General features: G+C 58.2%; 13 protein-coding genes and 4 tRNA genes. 12 read left to right on the top strand and 5 right to left on the bottom strand.

Features of this window, described 5'->3' with window-relative positions:
• Positions 1-5: 5 nt before the first annotated feature.
• The 7 genes from ltaE to KGB28_RS17425 all read left to right on the top strand — a co-directional run bounded on the left by ltaE (position 6) and on the right by KGB28_RS17425 (position 5,973).
• Positions 6-1,010: a low-specificity L-threonine aldolase gene (ltaE, locus tag KGB28_RS17455; RefSeq protein ID WP_223446636.1), complete on the top strand. Its 1,005-nt coding sequence runs from the start codon at positions 6-8 to the stop codon at positions 1,008-1,010.
• Between the two features lie 146 nt (positions 1,011-1,156).
• Entirely contained in the window at positions 1,157-3,778 is a 2,622-nt protein-coding gene (gene alaS / locus KGB28_RS17450) for an alanine--tRNA ligase (RefSeq protein WP_223446634.1), read from the top strand.
• A 91-nt stretch (positions 3,779-3,869) separates the two neighbouring features.
• A complete protein-coding gene (locus tag KGB28_RS17445) occupies positions 3,870-5,111 on the top strand; it encodes an aspartate kinase (protein WP_007971040.1) in 1,242 nt (413 codons plus the stop codon).
• Between the two features lie 188 nt (positions 5,112-5,299).
• Entirely contained in the window at positions 5,300-5,488 is a 189-nt protein-coding gene (gene csrA, locus KGB28_RS17440) for a carbon storage regulator CsrA (protein WP_002554426.1), read from the top strand.
• Between the two features lie 62 nt (positions 5,489-5,550).
• Positions 5,551-5,641 (top strand) — tRNA-Ser (locus KGB28_RS17435).
• A gap of 107 nt (positions 5,642-5,748) precedes the next feature.
• Positions 5,749-5,825 (top strand) — tRNA-Arg (locus KGB28_RS17430).
• A gap of 71 nt (positions 5,826-5,896) precedes the next feature.
• Positions 5,897-5,973: transfer RNA gene (locus tag KGB28_RS17425), tRNA-Arg, on the top strand.
• A 19-nt stretch (positions 5,974-5,992) separates the two neighbouring features.
• Here KGB28_RS17425 and KGB28_RS17420 read toward each other — a convergent pair.
• On the bottom strand, positions 5,993-6,511 hold the full coding sequence (locus KGB28_RS17420; protein WP_223446695.1) for a cell envelope protein SmpA: 519 nt from the start codon (positions 6,509-6,511) through the stop codon (positions 5,993-5,995).
• 321 nt (positions 6,512-6,832) lie between these two features.
• Between KGB28_RS17420 and mgtE the strand changes: the two genes are divergently transcribed.
• On the top strand, positions 6,833-8,275 hold the full coding sequence (mgtE, locus tag KGB28_RS17415; RefSeq protein ID WP_103397747.1) for a magnesium transporter: 1,443 nt from the start codon (positions 6,833-6,835) through the stop codon (positions 8,273-8,275).
• Positions 8,276-8,374: 99 nt separating this feature from the next.
• Here the strand turns inward: mgtE and KGB28_RS17410 are convergent, their stop codons facing one another.
• Positions 8,375-8,701 carry an Arc family DNA-binding protein gene (locus KGB28_RS17410; protein WP_003178899.1) on the bottom strand — a complete coding sequence of 109 codons (327 nt, stop codon included), beginning with the start codon at positions 8,699-8,701 and terminating at the stop codon, positions 8,375-8,377.
• A 410-nt stretch (positions 8,702-9,111) separates the two neighbouring features.
• Complete coding sequence (locus tag KGB28_RS17405) at positions 9,112-9,291, bottom strand: PA3371 family protein (RefSeq protein ID WP_223446632.1); 180 nt, start codon at positions 9,289-9,291, stop codon at positions 9,112-9,114.
• 365 nt (positions 9,292-9,656) lie between these two features.
• On the opposite strand from KGB28_RS17405, the gene KGB28_RS17400 reads away from it, so the two are divergent.
• Positions 9,657-9,733 (top strand) — tRNA-Arg (locus KGB28_RS17400).
• Between the two features lie 543 nt (positions 9,734-10,276).
• Here the strand turns inward: KGB28_RS17400 and KGB28_RS17395 are convergent.
• Both KGB28_RS17395 and KGB28_RS17390 read right to left on the bottom strand, forming a co-directional pair.
• A complete protein-coding gene (locus KGB28_RS17395; RefSeq protein ID WP_223446630.1) occupies positions 10,277-10,990 on the bottom strand; it encodes a response regulator transcription factor in 714 nt (237 codons plus the stop codon).
• Entirely contained in the window at positions 10,987-11,145 is a 159-nt protein-coding gene (locus KGB28_RS17390; protein ID WP_191628043.1) for a hypothetical protein, read from the bottom strand. The genes KGB28_RS17395 and KGB28_RS17390 overlap by 4 nt, the downstream gene beginning before the upstream one ends.
• 613 nt (positions 11,146-11,758) lie before the next feature.
• On the opposite strand from KGB28_RS17390, the gene KGB28_RS17385 reads away from it, so the two are divergent.
• The 3 genes from KGB28_RS17385 to KGB28_RS17375 all read left to right on the top strand — a co-directional run bounded on the left by KGB28_RS17385 (position 11,759) and on the right by KGB28_RS17375 (position 15,498).
• Positions 11,759-13,363 (top strand): tetratricopeptide repeat-containing response regulator, encoded by a 1,605-nt coding sequence (locus tag KGB28_RS17385; protein ID WP_223446628.1) that lies wholly within the window; start codon positions 11,759-11,761, stop codon positions 13,361-13,363.
• Positions 13,360-14,052: a sensor histidine kinase gene (locus tag KGB28_RS17380; protein ID WP_223446626.1), complete on the top strand. Its 693-nt coding sequence runs from the start codon at positions 13,360-13,362 to the stop codon at positions 14,050-14,052. Before KGB28_RS17385 ends, KGB28_RS17380 begins: the two co-directional genes overlap by 4 nt.
• Positions 14,053-14,253: 201 nt before the next feature.
• Positions 14,254-15,498 carry a glutamine synthetase family protein gene (locus tag KGB28_RS17375; protein ID WP_223446693.1) on the top strand — a complete coding sequence of 415 codons (1,245 nt, stop codon included), beginning with the start codon at positions 14,254-14,256 and terminating at the stop codon, positions 15,496-15,498.
• Positions 15,499-15,523: the final 25 nt, after the last annotated feature.

Genomic DNA, 15,523 nt, shown 5'->3' with positions numbered 1-15,523 from the left:
GATTCATGAGCGTTATCGATCTTCGCAGCGACACCGTCACCCAACCTTGCGCCGGCATGCTCGAGGCAATGACCAAGGCCGCCACCGGCGATGACGTGTATGGCGAAGATCCGACGGTCAATCACCTGGAAGCCGAACTGGCCAGGCGCCTGGGTTTTGCCGCGGCACTGTTCGTACCGACCGGCACCATGAGCAACCTGCTGGGGTTGATGGCCCACTGCGAGCGCGGGGACGAGTACATCGTCGGCCAGCAGGCCCACACTTATAAGTACGAAGGGGGTGGCGCGGCGGTGCTTGGCTCGATCCAGCCACAGCCGCTGGAGGTGCAGGCCGATGGTTCGCTGGACCTGGCGCAGGTTGCAGCGGCGATCAAGCCGGATGACTTCCATTTCGCCCGCACCCGTTTGCTGGCGCTGGAAAACACCATGCAAGGCAAGGTCCTGCCGTTGGAGTACCTGGCGCGGGCGCGCAGTTTTACCCGCGAGCATGGCTTGCAACTGCACCTGGACGGCGCACGCCTCTACAACGCGGCAGTGAAACTGGGCGTGGATGCCCGGGAAATCACCCAACATTTCGATTCCGTCTCGGTGTGCCTGTCCAAAGGCTTGGGTGCACCGGTCGGCTCGGTGCTGTGCGGCTCAGCCGAGTTGATCGGCAAAGCCCGGCGACTGCGCAAGATGGTTGGCGGCGGCATGCGTCAGGCCGGCATTCTGGCGGCGGCGGGCCTGTATGCACTGGATCACAACGTAGAGCGCCTGGCCGACGACCACGCCAATGCGCAATACCTGGCCGAAGGCCTGCGTGCGGCAGGCTTCGAGGTCGAGCCGGTGCAGACCAACATGGTTTACGTGCAGATGGGCGACCAGGCCGAGGCCATCAAGGCCTTTGCCGTCGAGCGCGGGATCAAGCTCAGTGCCGCCGCACGTCTGCGCATGGTCACGCACATGGACGTCAGCCGTGCGCAAATCGAGCAAGTCGTCGCGACATTCGTCGGCTTTTCGCGCAAGTGATAGCGTTAGCGCTCCAATTGAGCGTTTCTATCGTATAAACACGCTGTACCCCGCGCGCAGGGCCGATATAATGCGGCCCTTTGCCGTCGCTTCGTCTGTTGACGTTTCGAACAGGCCTTTGGCCGCAGCCTCCGTGGAAGAACCTAATGAAAAGCGCAGAAATCCGTGAAGCCTTCCTTCGCTTCTTCGAAGAGCAAGGCCACACCCGTGTAGCCTCCAGCTCTTTGATTCCGGGCAACGACCCAACCCTGCTGTTCACTAACGCGGGGATGAACCAGTTCAAGGACTGCTTCCTGGGCCAGGAAAAGCGCGCGTACACCCGCGCCGTCAGCAGCCAGAAATGCGTGCGCGCCGGCGGCAAGCACAACGACCTGGAAAACGTCGGTTATACCGCTCGTCACCACACCTTCTTCGAAATGCTGGGTAACTTCAGCTTCGGCGACTACTTCAAGCGTGACGCCATCACCTACGCCTGGAACTTCCTGACGTCCGACAAGTGGCTGAACCTGCCAAAGGAAAAGCTCTGGGTCACTGTCTACGCCAGCGATGACGAGGCGTACGACATCTGGACCAAGGAAATCGGGGTTCCGGCCGAGCGTATGGTGCGCATCGGCGACAACAAGGGCGCGCCGTACGCCTCCGACAACTTCTGGACCATGGGCGATACCGGCCCGTGCGGTCCTTGCACCGAGATTTTCTACGATCACGGTGCCGACATCTGGGGTGGCCCACCGGGCTCGCCGGAAGAAGACGGCGACCGTTACATCGAAATCTGGAACAACGTGTTCATGCAGTTCAACCGCACCGCCGATGGCGTGTTGCACCCGCTGCCAGCGCCGTCGGTCGACACCGGCATGGGCCTGGAGCGGATCAGTGCCGTGCTGCAGCACGTTCACTCGAACTATGAAGTCGACCTGTTCCAGAGTCTGCTGAGCGCTTCGGCCAAGGCCATCGGCTGCACCAACGACGCCCAGGCTTCGCTGAAAGTGGTGGCTGACCACATCCGTTCCTGCGGCTTCCTGATCGCCGACGGCGTGCTGCCGTCCAACGAAGGCCGCGGCTACGTGCTGCGCCGGATCATCCGTCGCGCCTGCCGTCACGGTAACAAGCTGGGCGCCAAGGGCAGCTTCTTCTACCAGATCGTCGCGGCCCTGGTTGCCGAGATGGGCGAGGCGTTCCCGGAGCTGAAATCCCAGCAGGCGCACATCGAGCGCGTGTTGAAGGCCGAAGAAGAGCAATTCGCCAAGACCCTGGAGCAAGGCCTGAAAATCCTCGAGCAGGATCTGGCTGAGCTCAAGGGCGACGTGGTGCCGGGCGACGTAGTGTTCAAACTCTACGACACCTATGGCTTCCCGATGGACCTGACCGGCGACATCGCTCGCGAGCGCAGCCTGACCATCGACGAAGAAGGTTTCGAGCGTGAAATGGAGGCCCAGCGCGTCCGTGCCCGTTCCGCGAGTTCCTTCGGCATGGACTACAACAGCCTGGTCAAGGTTGACGTGGCCACCGAGTTCACCGGTTACATCGCTCACAGCGGTTCCGCAAAAATCGTTGCGCTGTATAAAGATGGCCAGTCGGTCGACGTATTGAGCGAAGGCGATGAGGGCGTGATCGTTCTCGACAAGACGCCGTTCTACGCCGAGTCCGGTGGCCAGGTCGGTGATTGCGGTTACCTGCAGGCGGGCAGTGCGCGTTTCGACGTGCGTGACACCACCAAGACCGGCGGTGCATTCCTGCACCACGGTATCCTGGATTCGGGTAGCCTGATCGTCGGTGCGCCGGTCGAGACCCACGTTGACGCCGAGGTGCGTCACGCCACGTCGTTGAACCACTCCGCGACCCACTTGCTGCACGCTGCATTGCGCCAGGTGCTGGGCGATCACGTTCAACAGAAAGGCTCGTTGGTCGACAGTCAGCGCCTGCGCTTCGACTTCAGCCACTTCGAAGCCATCAAGCCTGAACAGCTGAAAGCGCTGGAAGACATCGTCAACGCCGAAATTCGCAAGAACTCCGAAGTCGAAACCGAAGAAACCGATATCGAAACCGCCAAGCAGAAAGGCGCCATGGCGCTGTTCGGCGAAAAATACGGCGACAACGTGCGTGTGCTGAGCATGGGCGATTTCTCCGTTGAGCTGTGCGGCGGTATCCATGCCAACCGTACCGGCGATATCGGCCTGCTGAAAATCATCAGCGAAGGCGGTGTGGCATCGGGCGTACGTCGTATCGAAGCCGTCACCGGTGCGCAAGCGCTGGCCTACTTGAACGCGGCGGAAGAACAACTCAAGGAAGCGGCCAGCCTGGTCAAGGGCAGCCGCGACAACCTGATCGACAAGCTGTCGGCTGTGCTGGAGCGCAACCGTCTGCTGGAGAAGCAACTCGAGCAGTTGCAAGCCAGGGCTGCCAGTGCCGCGGGCGACGATCTGTCGGCCCAGGCGCTGGACGTCAAGGACGTTAAAGTGCTGGCCGTGCGTCTGGACGGTCAGGATGGCAAAGCGCTGCTGGCGCTGGTCGATCAACTGAAAAACAAACTCGGCCGCGCAGTGATCCTGCTCGGCAGTGTCCATGAGGAAAAGGTCGTTCTGGTTGCAGGCGTAACCAAAGACCTGACTGGCCAACTCAAAGCCGGTGATTTGATGAAGCAAGCCGCTGCGGCAGTGGGCGGGAAGGGTGGTGGTCGTCCAGACATGGCGCAAGGCGGCGGTACCGACGCCGGCGCACTGGATGCGGCACTGGCCCTGACCGTTCCGTTTGTAGAGCAGGGTCTATAAGGCAGTACTTGCGGCCCGCAGTCTAGTGGTGGGCCGCAACGCTGTTTGAGTGATTATTTGGGCGCCCTTCATGGGCAGAGGCGGCTTTGAAATGGCTTTGATCGTACAGAAATTTGGAGGCACCTCGGTCGGCACTGTCGAGAGAATCGAGCAGGTCGCCGACAAGGTTAAGAAATTCCGCGATGCCGGCGATGACCTGGTGGTTGTGCTGTCTGCAATGAGCGGCGAAACCAACCGTCTGATCGATCTGGCCAAGCAAATCAGTGGCGACGGCCAACCGGTTCCGCGCGAGCTGGACGTGATCGTCTCCACCGGTGAGCAGGTGACGATTGCCCTGTTGGCCATGGCGCTGATCAAGCGTGGCGTGCCAGCGGTGTCGTACACCGGCAACCAGGTGCGGATTCTGACGGATAGCGCGCACAATAAAGCGCGTATCTTGCAGATTGATGACCAGAAGATTCGCGGTGACCTGAAAGCAGGTCGTGTGGTGGTTGTCGCCGGTTTCCAGGGCGTCGACGAGCACGGCAACATCACCACCCTCGGTCGTGGCGGTTCCGACACCACCGGCGTGGCGCTGGCGGCAGCCCTGAAGGCTGACGAATGCCAGATCTACACCGACGTCGACGGTGTCTACACCACCGACCCGCGTGTAGTGTCCGTGGCTCAGCGCCTGGACAAGATCACCTTCGAAGAGATGCTGGAAATGGCCAGCCTCGGTTCCAAGGTGCTGCAGATCCGCGCGGTCGAGTTCGCCGGCAAGTACAACGTTCCGCTGCGCGTACTGCACAGCTTCAAGGAGGGTCCGGGCACCCTCATTACTATTGATGAAGAGGAAACCATGGAACAGCCGATCATTTCCGGTATCGCTTTCAACCGCGATGAAGCCAAGCTGACCATCCGTGGCGTGCCAGACATCCCGGGCGTTGCCTTCAAGATTCTCGGCCCGATCAGTGCCGCGAACATCGAAGTCGACATGATCGTGCAGAACGTCGCGCACGATAACACCACCGACTTCACCTTCACCGTGCACCGCAACGACTACCAGGCGGCGCAAGCCGTGCTGGAAAAGACCGCTGGCGAGCTGGGTGCCCGTGAAGTCGTGGGCGACACCAAGATCGCCAAGGTGTCGATCGTCGGCGTTGGCATGCGTTCTCACGCAGGCGTGGCCAGCCGCATGTTCGAATCCCTGGCCAAGGAAAGCATCAACATCCAGATGATCTCGACGTCGGAAATCAAAGTCTCCGTAGTGATCGAAGAGAAGTACCTGGAACTGGCTGTGCGCGCTCTGCACACAGCTTTCGAACTGGACGCACCGGCCCGCCAGGGCGAGTGATGCGTTTGCCAAAAGGCGCGGTCTGACCGCGCCTTTTGTTTTTTTGAATGGCGTGACCCCCGAGGCTGTTCTTTTGCTCGCGCTAGTCAATACTCAGGCATGTAGGGCTGCGACCGCTCCGGTTGTGGGTCGAGTGCCTTTTTTTTGCAGACTGTTGTCCCTGAAATGTAATGCGTGAGGAGAAAGGTATGCTGATTCTGACTCGTCGGTGTGCAGAAAGCCTGATTATCGGTGATGGCGAAATCACCGTGACCGTGCTCGGCGTCAAAGGAAATCAAGTGCGCATCGGTGTTAATGCCCCCAAAGAGGTAGCTGTTCACCGGGAGGAAATTTACCTGCGTATCAAGAAAGAGAAGGACGAAGAACCAAGCCATTAATTTTTATCGTTTTTTATGTTTGCAAACGGGGAAGAAGCTGGTTAATATACGCCCCGTGTTGCGGAGAGCTGGCCGAGTGGCCGAAGGCGCTCCCCTGCTAAGGGAGTACACCTCAAAAGGGTGTCGGGGGTTCGAATCCCCCGTTCTCCGCCATTATTTGCGTAGTACGTTGTAATCTGGCTTCTTCGGTAAGTTGTTGAAATTACTAGAAAAAGTGCTTGACATAGAGATTAGACGGCCTATAATGCGCGGCAACAAATGCACTCGTAGCTCAGCTGGATAGAGTACTCGGCTACGAACCGAGCGGTCACAGGTTCGAATCCTGTCGAGTGCACCATTTAAGAGTTAGTTGCAGTAATGCAAGTAACTTGGCTTCAGCCAGTTGTGGTCTGGTCTAAAAACACAAATGCACTCGTAGCTCAGCTGGATAGAGTACTCGGCTACGAACCGAGCGGTCACAGGTTCGAATCCTGTCGAGTGCACCATACAACAGAAAGCCCGCATTTAATGCGGGCTTTTTGCCGTCCGGGATTTGGCTTTTCCTTTCGTGCATCCCCTCTCGTCGAACTCCACCTGTGCGCTGCGACCTCGCTGGGTGTCGTAGCGGTAGCTCGTGGCTGAATTGCGAATACTGATCTTGTCCGGCTTGCCGAGCGCGCTTTCGACGTCTTGCTGGCTCATGCCGGCGACCACTCGCTGATTGATGATCGCCTCCCGGCGCTGCCTGGCACTGATCAGGTTTCCGCACTTGTCCTGCGCCTGACCGACCACGGTCGGCTCTTTCCTTTGGATTTTCATTCCTGATGTTTCACGGGGTTCGGCTGGCGGCATAAGCGCCATCGTGCTGCCGGGTGTAAAAGCACGGACGTCCTGAAGTGAAACACTCTCTCCCGCGGCACAACTCAGTGTGGTGAAAGTAATGCGCCCATTGGCCGCCTCGCAGCGCTGAACGGTGGTGGCGAGCGCCAGGGGCAAGGGGCTGACCAGGCCGAGCAGTAAAAAGAATTGTGCAACTGATGGCATCAGGCGTCCTCCATGACGTTCCTTTTCAAGGGTAGCGGCTACAATTTTCGAAGGGTGGTGTGTTTTCTTTTCAGAATACGTCGTCGCATTTTCATGGATCAGGACGATGCTCAAGTTTGTTGTGCAAGCGCTTGTTTCAGCCAAGATTTTTTAACGTTTAAAACCGTCAGGCGGTGTATCATTGCGCCCGTCAGCCCCGCCGGGGCTTGTGGAATACCTCCATGGACTTACCCAGTAGTTACTCAGTACCCCGTTTCACCAATCATGAATTGACTGATTGATCCTTCCGGCGTGCCCCGCTGCTGGGAGTGGAGTTCGCCTATGTCCGATGTTGAAGTAAAGAAAACGCAGGAAAGCTTGCAGGATCGCCTGGCTCAGGTGGTTGAGTTGCTGCAGCGCCAGCGAGTGGTAGAAGACCTGACTCACCGCCAGGAAGGCCCGCATCATGACCGGGTCGAGAACCTGGTCCACCGGCAGAACCTCGTCGAGTTGCAGCGCAAACTCGATGACCTGCACTCCGCCGACGTCGCCTACATCCTTGAAGCCTTGCCGCTGGACGATCGTCTGACGCTCTGGCAACTGGTCAAGGCCGATCGCGACGGCGACATCCTTCTTGAAGTATCCGATTCGGTCCGTGAATCGCTGATCGCCGACATGGACGATCACGAGCTCCTGGCAGCCGCCAAGGACATGGATGCCGACGAACTCGCTGACCTGGCCTCCGAGCTGCCGCGAGACGTCGTCCATGAGCTCATGGAGACCCTGGACCAGCAACAACGCGAGCGCGTGCGTTCGGCACTGTCCTACGACGAGGAGCAGGTCGGCGCGTTGATGGACTTCGAGATGGTGACCATCCGCGAGGACGTCAGCCTTGAAGTGGTCTTGCGTTATCTGCGTCGTCTCAAGGAGTTGCCGGGCCACACCGACAAACTGTTCGTGGTCGATTACGACGGCGTCCTCAAGGGCGTGTTGCCGATCAAGCGTTTGCTGGTCAACGATCCGGACAAACAGGTTTCCGAGGTGATGGCCAGCGATCCGGTGAGTTTCCACCCGGACGAAGACGCCTACGATGCGGCTCAGGCGTTCGAGCGTTACGACTTGATCTCCGCGCCTGTGGTCGACAAGAACGGCAAGCTGATCGGCCGTCTGACCATCGATGAAATGGTCGACCTGATCCGTGAAGAGAGCGAAAGCGAAGTTCTCAACATGGCGGGTCTGCGTGAAGAAGAAGACATTTTTGCGTCGGTCTGGAAATCCCTGCGTAACCGTTGGGCCTGGCTGGCGATCAACCTGATTACCGCGTTCGTGGCTTCTCGGGTCATCGGTTTGTTTGAAGGTTCGATCGAGAAGCTCGTGGCGCTTGCGGCGTTGATGCCGATCGTGGCGGGGATCGGCGGTAACTCGGGTAACCAGACCATCACCATGATTGTTCGGGCCATGGCGCTGGACCAGGTGAGCACCGGCAATACCTCGCGCCTGATGCGCAAGGAATTGGCGGTAGCGCTGATCAACGGCGTGATCTGGGGTGGGGTGATCGGTGTGGTTGCCTACCTGCTCTATGGCAGTTGGTCATTGGGCGTGGTGATGACCGCCGCGATGACGCTCAACCTGTTGCTGGCGGCGTTGATGGGGGTCTTGATCCCGATGACCCTGGCGAAGATGGGACGCGATCCGGCAATGGGGGCCAGTGTGATGATCACGGCCATGACCGACAGCGGCGGCTTTTTCATCTTCCTCGGGCTTGCGACAATCTTCCTGCTCTAAAGTCCGTTTCACTAAAACCCGCCATCAGGCGGGTTTTTTGTGCCCGGATTTCAGGCAAAAAAAGCCAGCGATCAGGCTGGCTTGAGCTTTTTGGGTGAATCAGGACGCGTCGGCGGCCATTTCAGCGTCATGGGCGATCAGCGAAACCAGGGCGTTCTGCTGACGATGGGAGAGTTGGCGGAAGCGCTGCAGCAGTTCCCGTTCGTGCAAGGAAAGCTCCGGGCTGTCCAGGCGCATGCTCAACTCTTCTCCCAGTGCGCCTTCCTGAATAAGACTCTGCTCAAGGCGCGCAATGATTTCGGAGTTCATGCTGCGATGATGATTGCGAGCCACCTCGGCAATGCGTTCACGCATTCCGTCTGGCAGACGTACGACGAACTTGTCAGCCGTACGGCTGGAATAAATTGCCTGTTTCAATGGGCGCATATATTTAACCGGTTAGTTCAGGGGAGCGGTTTTCGGGATTGGCCGCAGGATGTCTGGTAGGACAAGCGCTCTGACCAAATGTTCAACCTGAATTGATAGGCGCGCATCATGCCTCAAACAAGCCAGATCCTTGGCGTCAATTCTGTGACAAATATTGAACTGTATAAAGGCTTTCTGCCAGCACCAATTATCAGAAATGCAGACTGGTTTGAAAAGTTCGACCGGGCCGTATCGCTTAGCGCTTTCTCCAACCCACGAAAGGCTTCTGACGGGCAGAAAAAGCCGACTCGATCCCTGTTCCTTGCCTTTTACAGAATAGTGGCAAATGGCCGATTTACTAGGGGAGGTCGTATAGAGGGGGTGAATTCAGGATGGATGGCAGGCCCTTGCACTGGATCTGCCATGTCGGATCAACGCAGTACCGGATCAAACTTGATCTTGCGTCCGGCAATCAATGCGAGCACGAACAGGGCGCTGAATACGCCACAGGCGATCAGGGGGAGGGTGACGACCATGTCCTGGGTCAATGACAGATGAAAAATGCCACTCAACATGGCGAGGATGAAGAAACTCGCGGCTGATCTGGACATGCTGTGCTCCTGGTGGGGGTCATTTCAAAATACCAAGCGTTCGGCAGATGGAGCCGGTACCAGGATGTTTTCCTGGCTGACAAAGCCGTGCTGGTCGCTTGTCGCTGCCAGCAGCTCGCACGCCAGAGTCTATCGGCAATTAAATTCTTTAAAAACAATGAATTAAGTTATTTTTGGTAAAACGCATTATTGCATTTTTCAATGATGGCTTTTTGCGGTGATGCAATTTGCACGGTAAACAAGTCCGCGCCCGGCCGAGGCGACTGCCTACACTTAAAAAGCCCTACGGACGACATGACAAAAGCCAGCCCGGCCGTTAACATGCACGCCGTCCATCGCATCGCGTTTCGTCGCGGTCAACGTGTGTCTCAGTAGCTCAATTGGATAGAGCATCCCCCTCCTAAGGGGAAGGTTGGCAGTTCGAACCTGCCCTGGGACACCATATTTTGCAGCTCCCCTGCCTGTTTCAACGCTTCGTTTTCACGACTTGTAGATAAAGTTCGACAAATTCAGGTGCCAGGGATTTTCGAAGCCATCAACTTTACCTTCGTGACGTTCCATCTCTTCTCCGTAGTCTGAATCTCCCATCCCGCCTGTACACGCCGATCGTCACCACTTCGTGGTACGTGAATCCCGACGACTCGGCAGGCGCGACCCAGCAGGAGACGCTGACGACAACGACACCCAGAGTTTCGCCGCCAACTTAAAACAACGACCATCACCTTGGTCGGGGTCGATCTTCAGAGTAACGACATCTTTTTTGGCAGTGCCTGAGGCATCGCGCGTGAACGGATCCGCCGTGAACTATCGAGCAGCACAAGGCTTAATGAGCGCGGCGGGTAGATACAGGTTAACGCGGCAGGGGATACCAGGAACGACATCAGCATTGCGGGTACCCTGTTCTGGGTCTTCGACAAGGACGGCGACACAATGACGACCTACCCCCTGAAAGTGAAGGGCAGACCGTCTTGTATTGACTTGAAATTCAATCCAGTTCCACCCAGGCGGACTCGGTCGGTGCTTCGTTGGTGAGCCCGTGTTTCAGCGCATACATCAACAAGTCGATGCGGTTGATGAGATTAAGCTTCTGATAGATGTTGCTGAGGTGGTTGTGCACGGTGTGCTCGCTGATCCCCAGGCGCCCGGCGATGCTCACATATTTGGCGGACGGTTCGCCCACGATGGCGCGAATCAGTTCTCTCTCGCGCAGCGTCAGCCGCGCCTGTTTCGCCCGCTCCAGATTGCATTTCAAGGGTATGTGCCCGGTCGCGGAATAGCCGGAAAGGCCGCCAGCCCAGGCTCTATCCATTGCGAAGTCGCTATGGTGGACCTTGAGGATGGCCTGGATAATCGATTCCGTCGGGTCTTCCGCCAGTACGATGCCGCGAGCGCCAGCCTCTATCGCCTGGGCAGCGGGGACGACTTCGTACAGACCCTTGAGCAGCAGCACTTTCATTTCGGCGCTACGGGTGAGTCCCGCGACGATCTCCAGAGGATTAAGTGCATCCGGAAAGAAACTGAAAAAAATGACATTGGGCCGCAACTGATCGGCAAGATCCAGCGCACTGGTATAAGTGGTGGCCTGTGCTATCACTTCCATCTGGGGCTTTCTGGCATTGATCAAGTCGTGAAGGCCCTTAAGCACGAGGGGGCGACAATCGATCAACATCACGCGAATGTGTTCTTTTTGGTCAGTCATGATCTTCCTGACCCCCTTGAAAAACCAGCGATGGCCTCCAGAGGTCCTTGGGCCATTTCCATCAACAGCACCGGCAGGGAGGGCGAACGTTTCCAACAGGCAGACAAAGCCCGGGAGAGAAGATCAATACGAGTAATTTTCAATGGTTTGCGCATGATGATGTGCTCCCTCCCGCCTCTCAACTGATTCTAGGCCAGCCCGGAGCGCTACCTGTCTGCCCATCCGTCGGTCCTCGATGCAAGCCCCGTGCGAGTAGGCCTGACCGCTGTTCTCAAGAGGGGGGGTAACCCTCGAAAATCAAGGTATTAGGCTCGCCACGGGTGGCCAGTGGCCAAGGTCTGATCCTGATTGAAATCGTCAATTAATCGACGAGTGGTGTTCACTTAGGAGTGCCAATATCGACTTAGTCAATTTATCGGCGAATTCTGCCTGGCCAGCCACCGGCATTTGCTGATGTTCATGTATTGCTGGTGTTCATGTATCAGCATTTTTTTGTGCGCGAGGTGTCGTTTTCAGTAAGGGCTTCACATATTCAGAATGAGCGTCGGGGAAGGTTCTCAAGGGAACGCTGTTGCTGGCCGATAACCCGGACAGTCAGGGGCTTGTTCGTCTCTTCCGGTCGGCATGGGGGCTCATTGTCTATGCGAAGGTGTTTGATAGCCTAGTGCCACCCTTTATCATCTGCGCGCCAAATCAAGGGCTGCGAAGCTGAGTCCGTCCGTGTATTTGTCTTTGGGTTCTTCTTCTTAAATTGCCTGGAAATCTTCGATGCTGTCGTATCACCAAAAGCGTTTTCTGATCGTCGATGATTTCTCGGACTTTCGCAGTTCGGTCAGGTCGATGCTGCGCGAACTGGGCGTCAAGGAAGTGGACACTGCCGATACCGGTGAGCAGGCGCTGAAAATGTGCTCGCAGAAGGCCTACGATTTCATCCTGCAGGACTTTCACCTGGGTGACGGCAAGAAGAATGGCCAGCAGGTGCTCGAAGACCTGATGGAAGAAAGGCTGATCAGCCATGAAGCGGTGTTCGTCATGGTCACCGCCGAAACCAGCCAGGCCATGGTACTCAGTGCGTTGGAACATGAACCCGATGCCTACCTGACCAAGCCATTCAACCGTTCCAGCCTGGCCCAGCGCCTGGAGCGCCTGGAGCAGCGCAAGACCCTGCTCAAACCGATCCTGCAGGCCCTCGACCAGGGCAAGCCGATGGAAGTGCTCAACGCCTGCATCGCCCTGTGCAAGCAAGATATCCGTTACTCGCCATTGTGCCTGCGCTATCGCGCCGATGCCCTGCGCGACCTGAATCAGAACGAAGCGCTGGAGCGCCTCTATGACGGCATCATCGCCGACCGTCCGTTGCCATGGGCGTTTGCCGGGTTGGGCAAGTTGCTGTTCAAGCGCGGTCAGGTCGGGCAGGCCAAGGGCATTTATGAAAAAGCCCTGAAAGTCTTCCCGATGATGCCCGCGCTCTACGACGGCATGGCTGACGTGCTGGTCGCCGAAGGGGACACCAAGGGTGCGCAGCGCGTTCTGGAGGAGGCGATTCGCCTGTCGCCGCTGGCGGTGCGCCGGCAAGCGTTGCTCGGTAAGCTGGCGATGACCAACGAGGACTTCGACACGGCGGCCAAGGCCTATCGCCAGGCAGTGAGCCAGGGCGCGCAGTCGCGGTTCAAGGATGCCGAGAGCAACCTCGGCCTGGCCCATGCGTTGATCAGCAAGGGCAGCGAAAGGGGCCTGGACACGCGGACCCGACTGGAAATCAACACCACATTGAGCGCCGTGGCCAAGGAAAACCCTTCCGATCCGGGCCTGCAAATCCGGGCGCGCCTGATGAAAGCCACCAGCCTGTTGCTCAACGATGCCGAGACGGCGGACAAGCTTACCGAGCAAGCCTTGTTGCGCCTGGATGGCATGGAGCAATTCATGAGCGCCGAAGCGGCGTTACTGGTGGCCAAGCAACTGAAAATGCTCGGGCAGACCGAGGCCGGTACCGCGATGCTGAAAAACTGCGTGGAAATCTACGGCGACGATCCGGTGGTCATGAAGGACATCGCCAAGCAGACCGACGACCCGAGCATCCTCAACTCCGGCAACGCTGCCGCGGAACTCAACCGTCAGGGCGTGCGCGTGTATAAGACCGGCAACCTGGTGGAGGCCCGGCAGGTATTCCGCGAAGCCCTGGCGATGCAACCGAAGAACATCAGTATCGCCCTGAACATGGCGCAGTCGTTGTTGCATGGCACCGATACCAGTGCTCCTTCGGCGGAGCTGGAGGAGTGCCGGACCTGCCTGAAAATGGTCGGCCTGATGCCCGACTCCGACGCGCGCTATCCGCGTTACCAGAAGCTCAAAAGCAAGGCATTTGGCCAATGAGCGACAACCAACAAGCACTGGATTTTTCCACGGTGATCGCCTCTACCGTGCACGACATGAAGAACTCGCTGGCCATGCTGATGCAGGCCCACAGCCAGTGGCTGGGGCGATTGCCGGAGGCGGCGCAGCAGACGCCGGAGCAGGGCGTGATCGACTTCGAGTTCGCCCACCTCAACGGCATGCTGGTGCAGCTGCTGGGGCTGTATAAGCTCGGCGTCAACCAGATGCCGTTGCAACCGGCCTACCATGAACTGGACGACTTCATCGAAGCGCAACTGGCATGCCATCAGGAGGTGTTCGCCAGTCGCGGCATCATGGCCACCTTTGAAGTGGACCCGCTGAGCCCGCTGGGTTTCTTCGACCGTGAGTTGATCGCGTCGGTATTGGCCAACTGCATCAACAACGCCATTCGCTTTGCACGGCATGCCGTTTTGATCAGCGTCAGCGACGAAGCCGGGCAACTGGTGTTGACCATCAATGACGATGGTGAGGGATACCCGGTGCAGATGCTCGAGCGTCAGGCCGATTACGTGCAGGGCATCAATCAAAGCACTGGCAGCACCGGGCTGGGCCTGTACTTTGCCGGGCGAATTGCCGCACTGCATCAACGCAACGGCGTGGGTGGGCGTACCGAAATCAGCAATGGTGGTCCGTTGGGCGGTGGGGTGTTCCGCCTTTACCTGCCCTGACAGGCAGCATATTTTTCGACGCTGCTTGAAATTCCGAACACGCGGAGCCTATTTTGTACGGTCGCCGTTCGCGGCCCGCACAATAACAAGGATAGCGTCATGAGGACCGTTGGCCTGAGTTCACTCGCGCAGCGATTGACGGGCATTGATGAAGTTGAGTGTGTCACGCCGGATTTGAATGGCGTTCCACGGGGCAAAGTGATGACCTGCGAGGGCTTTCTCGACGGTCGACGTTTGCAGATGGCGCGGGGCGTGCTGCTGCAATGCATCATGGGCGGATACCCGCCGGCGCGTTTTTACGGCAGCGATGATGGCGACCTGGCGCTGATCCCGGACCCAGCACAAATCCACCGCTTGCCCTGGAGCCATCCACCGCGGGCCTTGGCCATTTGCGACGCGAATGAACTGGGCACCACCACCAGCTCCAGCCTGTCGACCCGTGGTCAGCTCAAGGCGGTGATTGCCCGTTACGCGGCCCGTGGCCTGGCGCCCGTGGTGGCGACCGAGCTTGAGTTCTTCGTTTTTGCGCCTAACACCGACCCGACTCAGTCGTTCCAGCCGCCGTTGGGGCTGGACGGTCGCCGCGAAGACGGTCTGTCGGCGTTCAGCGTCAGTTCCAATAACGGCTTGCGGCCGTTCTTCAATGAAGTCTACGAGTGCATGGCGGCGTTGGGGTTGCCTCGCGATACCTTCATGCACGAAATGGGCGTCAGCCAGTTCGAGATCAATTTGCTGCACGGTGATCCGTTGGTGCTGGCCGACCAGACGTTCCTGTTCAAGCACTTGCTCAAGGAAGTGGCCCTCAAGCACGGCCTGAGCGTGGTGTGCATGGCCAAGCCGTTGCCGCATACGCCGGGCAGTTCGATGCATATTCACCAAAGTGTGGTGGAGATCGATTCGGGGCGTAACGTGTTCAGTGATGAAGCGGGGCAGGAGACGCCGACGTTCCGCCACTTCATTGCCGGTCAGCAAGTTTGCATGGCCGACTTCACCGCGTTGTTTGCGCCGAACGTGAATTCCTATCAGCGCTTGTGCCACCCTTACGCCTCACCGAATAATGCCTGCTGGTCCCACGACAACCGGGCGGCCGGCCTGCGCATTCCGGCCAGTTTGCCGGTGGCCCGTCGGGTCGAGAACCGCTTGCCGGGGGCCGATGCCAATCCGTATCTGGCGATTGCCGCAAGCCTGGCGGCGGGCTTGCATGGTATCGAGAACGCACTGGAACCGAGTGCGCCGATCCAGGGTGAGTTCGAAGTGCCGGACAATCTTTCGTTGCCGTGTACCTTGCATGCGGCACTTGAGCGTCTGAAACGTAGCCAGTTGGCCAAGGAACTGTTCGGCGCGGAATTCATCGAAGGCTACATCGCTTCGAAGACCCTGGAACTGAGCAGTTTCCATGATGAAATTACGCCCTGGGAGCGTCGTGTTTTAGCGACCCAGGCCTGACGATCCGTCGACATCCGGCTATCGT

Origin of the sequence: Pseudomonas sp. BF-R-19 (genome assembly GCF_019956445.1) — a bacterium.
GTDB lineage: Bacteria > Pseudomonadota > Gammaproteobacteria > Pseudomonadales > Pseudomonadaceae > Aquipseudomonas > Aquipseudomonas fluorescens_BH.
Note: the sequence above shows the minus strand (reverse complement) of the source record. Positions and strands in the feature narration are given on the sequence as shown.